Below are 4,075 nucleotides of genomic sequence, written 5' to 3'. Positions count from 1 at the left end.
ATATTCCTTTACTGTCAATTTGCCACAATAAATATGTTGTAAACCCAAGCCAGAGAAGTTTAATAAAATTTAAAAAATCATTTAAAACAGATGTTAAGGTGTTAAATTGGGTATAACAAGTTGCTTAAACGGAAAAATAACAGTTGGCCATCGCTTCGCGATTATAGCCAACCATTATTTTCCGCTTAGCAAGGCGTTAACTCACAAGAGAAATCGGTCGTATGTTTGAAAATAAGTTTTTTAGATTTCGTCAATTTAGTCAATTTTCGCTGTCTGAACTCAACAATAGAACTTTGTGGTTTTCTAGTGCCAAAGATTTTAATGATCCATTTGAGTTCCTTTATCAACTAGATCTCACTTTGCCAAGTGACGAAAAAGGGTTGCGGAATTGGTTTTTATATTCAAGTAAGAGCATTGGAGAAAAAAAATTTGTAGAGCAAGCTGATTTAGAAACACTTAAAGAAATTGCCAGCCGCGAGGTTGATAGATTAGCAAATGGCCATATTAAAACACTCAGTGATCGGACAAATACAAAAATTTGTTGTGTAAGTGATGAGTATAGAGATCCATTAATGTGGTCTCATTATACAAATGGTATGACAGGGTTTGCGATTGTATATAATCCATTTGATACTATTGGTGGACAAACTTTTCCTGCACTACCTGTAAGATACGTAAAAAATCTACCCAGTTGTTGATGTTGATTGCTTAAATTTAGCTTCCAGTGAAGATGGCCTTGAGTTAAATACTCGAATAATTGCATCTAAACATGAGCGTTGGGCGTATGAAAAGGAAATGCGCTTCATTAGTTGCCCTGATCACCCCAACGAAATGTTACGACGCATAAAACTTAGAGACGGAGGTCTTATGGATCTTCCTGATTATGCAATTCATGGGGTTATTTATGGTCATAAAATGAAAATAGATAATCTTAATCTGCTCACATCTATTTGCAGACATCACGGGTATAAAATGTACCGAGCTGATAATAGTACTGATAGCTATGATGTGAAGGTCGTCGAAATTGTAAGTTAACAAGTTAATCAACTGGACGTATTACGGTTGTCATCATTTTTGCAAAATAAAAAAACGCAAAAATAACACCAACCTACACGCCAGTTATTAAGGCGTTATGCACCACGGAGAACCGAGCATTGAATGAAATAGTGGCTCAACTCGGAGACAAGAAATCTCCAAAGCGTCGTTCTGCTGCGAAGAAATTACGAAAGCTAAAAGATGTTGATGCAGGCCCACATCTATTGGCTGCGCTTGAGGCCGAACTCAAAGATGTTCGGACTTGGGAAACTCAGTACCAGATGATTATGGCTATTGGTGAATGTGGTTATAAGCCCGCATTGCCATTTATAAATGAACTTGCAAAACAGGATTTCGAAGCAACTATGGTTTACGTTGCTATTGGAGACGCAATAGTCAGGCTTTCTATAGAAAACGAAAGAGATGCTGCTCCAATATTCAAGCTCCTGGATACTGGTAACGAGATGCTCATAGACGGCGCTCTTCGAGCAATGGCTATGCTCAAAATGGTGCCGAGTGATAGTCACATAAAAAAAATCATCAATTACGTTGCTGCAAGAGAGTTGAACCAAGGTATTCATTTCTGGGTTGTAGCGGCAGCACCGGGGTGGTCTGGAGCGAAAGTAGAAGAATACTTAGATTATTGCGCAAAGTCTCCGCGAGAGGAAATCACCAGTGCTGTTGCTCTGGCGCGAAAGAATAAGTACAAGAAATGGAGTCCACTGTAAAATGCATAACAATCGCAGGCTGACGGAACGCCTTTCCGCTCCTTCGTCGCTACAAGTCGTCCGCAGCTGCGGGCGTTATATGCCTAAATTAAGCTCCAATTCTCATGAGGCTGTATGAAAACGAATGATAAAAAAAGGACAATTTCCTTAGCTGATACAACATTGCTTATTACAAAGGCAGGTGGACGCTGTAGTTACAATCATGAACATGAGTATTGCAATAAAGTCCTTTCAGATGGGCGAGTAAACTTAGGTGAAAGAGCACATATAGTTGGGGTTAGTGGTCCAAGGGCAAAAGTACCTTTTAATGGTAATAAAAATGGCTATGATAATTTGATGTGGCTTTGTAGAGATCATCATAAGATAATTGATCACCCTACAAATCTTGAAAAATATACTGTTAATATTCTTCATGAAATGAAGAGCCGACATGAAAATAGAATCATGACTGGTCGCTACCCATATTATGGGACAGCTCAGTCATTACATGACTTTAGTGTTTTAAGTTGCTTATTTGAGTTTATTAATATTCACACTTTATACTCTTGCGCTGCTTCTTATCCAGTTATACATCTAGATTTTTTTGATGTCAGTGATATGTGCTATCACTTTAGAAATGATAATCCAGGAGATCTCCCTTTAAGAGATCCTATTTTTAAAAGAGCATTTTTAAATTTTGAACGAACGCATGAGCGCCTTTCAATTCATTTAAATCCAAACAGTGCCATTAAAGAAGATAAAATAAGTTATTGCTATACATGGCCATACTCCCTTTTTGGAGAGAATTTAGTTTTCAATTACTTAGCTTCAGTTGAGCGTTTAATAAATCTAATTGAGCAGCGTTTCCCTCAAATACTACATCAAGAAGTCTATGAGCCATTTCCGGATGTCGGCATATAACAGATAAGGATAGGCCGCGCGTAGCCGCGTCCTTATCCCAAGTGTTGAACAAGCCCGAGTGATACCTTTATAGTGTAAATATCGGCGTAAGATCTTACGCTTTTTCGATGTGTGCAGAGCAGTTACATTTTTTACTAGCCGCATCGATCCCTTAGCATCGCCAGCTAATTTCTTTACCTCAACATATCAATACCTTAGCACCTCCTGATACTTTTATTGTTCTGCATCTTAAGTGTTCACTTTCTAATTCCTCGGCTTAAACAGTGGCGTTAGGTGTCGTTGGTTTTGCCTAAGAAAGCTTGTCAGTCGTGCATGCACCCCCATAAATATCATCGGTTGTCGGCAACAAGGGCAAGGTCGTATGGCTTGAGTTTTAGTGGTGTTTTCGCGCAAATTAACATGGCCACCCATTCTAGTTGGCTAAATGTTAAACACCCTACTAGGCTTTAGTTATTGCTCATTACTTGGTGATTGAAGATGGCCAGACCTAGAAAAACACTCGTGAGCTTAGAAGACACCCCTTACTATCACTGCTGTACGCGGGTGGTGCGCAAAGCATTTTTGTGTGGATTTGATAAGTCGACTGGTGATAACTATGAACATCGCCGAGAGTGGGTTGATTCGCGTATTATTGAATTAGCGACGATTTTTGCGATTGATATTTGTGCTTATGCCGTGATGAGTAATCATTTACATGTCGTGCTTAAAGTCGATGTGGATAAAGCCAAAGAATGGTCTGATATTGATGTACTTACCCAATGGCATAAATGCTTTAAAGGCAACTTGTTAACCCACAAATTTATTAAAGCTGAAGTGCTTAATGAGTTTGAATTCAAGACGGTTAATGATTGTATTGGGCTATATCGAGAACGTTTAACCGATATTAGTTGGTTTATGCGTTCCTTGAGTGAACCGATTGCTAGAATGGCCAATAAAGAAGACAAGTGTACAGGCCGTTTTTGGGAAGGGCGGTTTAAATCTCAAGCCTTGTTAGATGATGCGGCCGTACTCGCCTGTATGGCGTATGTTGATTTGAATCCAATTCGCGCGCAAATGGCTGCAACACCTGAAACCTCCGATCACACCAGTATTCAGCGTCGCATTAATTCAGCTATAAACAGTGAGCAACCAAAAGCGTTGCTTCCCTTTGTGGGCAATGAGCGTTTAGATATGCCCAATGGTTTAATGTTTAGCGTCAAAGATTACATTGTGCTGGTTGAAGATACTGGGCGGATTATTCGTGATGATAAACGTGGCGCCATCAGCGCGAGTAGTCAGGATATTCTCAATCGATTGAATATACCTGCTGAAAACTGGTTAAAAATCACCACTGAATTTGGTGCATTATTTAAAGGAGCTGTAGGGGCGTTACCTGCATTAACTGAATATTGTGAACATTTAGAGCGTAAACG

Annotated in this window: 4 protein-coding genes and 1 pseudogene; 4 read left to right on the top strand and 1 reads right to left on the bottom strand. The window is 39.4% G+C overall.

Going from position 1 to position 4,075, the window contains the following annotated elements; all coding sequences use genetic code 11:
* Window positions 1-221: 221 nt before the first annotated feature.
* From Q4557_RS19510 to Q4557_RS19500, 3 genes are all read left to right on the top strand, one after another.
* Window positions 222-698, top strand: a complete 477-nt coding sequence (locus tag Q4557_RS19510) for a DUF2971 domain-containing protein (RefSeq protein WP_303414969.1) — start codon at window positions 222-224, stop codon at window positions 696-698.
* 456 nt (window positions 699-1,154) lie between these two features.
* A complete protein-coding gene (locus tag Q4557_RS19505) occupies window positions 1,155-1,763 on the top strand; it encodes a HEAT repeat domain-containing protein (RefSeq protein ID WP_303414967.1) in 609 nt (202 codons plus the stop codon).
* Window positions 1,764-1,877: 114 nt separating this feature from the next.
* Window positions 1,878-2,663, top strand: a complete 786-nt coding sequence (locus tag Q4557_RS19500) for a hypothetical protein (RefSeq protein ID WP_303414965.1) — start codon at window positions 1,878-1,880, stop codon at window positions 2,661-2,663.
* Between the two features lie 256 nt (window positions 2,664-2,919).
* Here Q4557_RS19500 and Q4557_RS19495 read toward each other — a convergent pair.
* Window positions 2,920-3,050 (bottom strand): annotated as a pseudogene (locus Q4557_RS19495) (IS91 family transposase); the annotation flags it as partial.
* A 90-nt stretch (window positions 3,051-3,140) separates the two neighbouring features.
* Here Q4557_RS19495 and Q4557_RS19490 point away from each other — a divergent pair.
* The coding region (locus Q4557_RS19490; protein WP_303414963.1) for a transposase at window positions 3,141-4,075 on the top strand (935 nt) is incomplete at its 3' end.

This window comes from Shewanella sp. 5_MG-2023 (assembly GCF_030547465.1).
In the GTDB taxonomy this organism is placed as follows: Bacteria; Pseudomonadota; Gammaproteobacteria; order Enterobacterales; family Shewanellaceae; genus Shewanella.
This window is presented reverse-complemented; position numbering and strand designations above follow the sequence as displayed.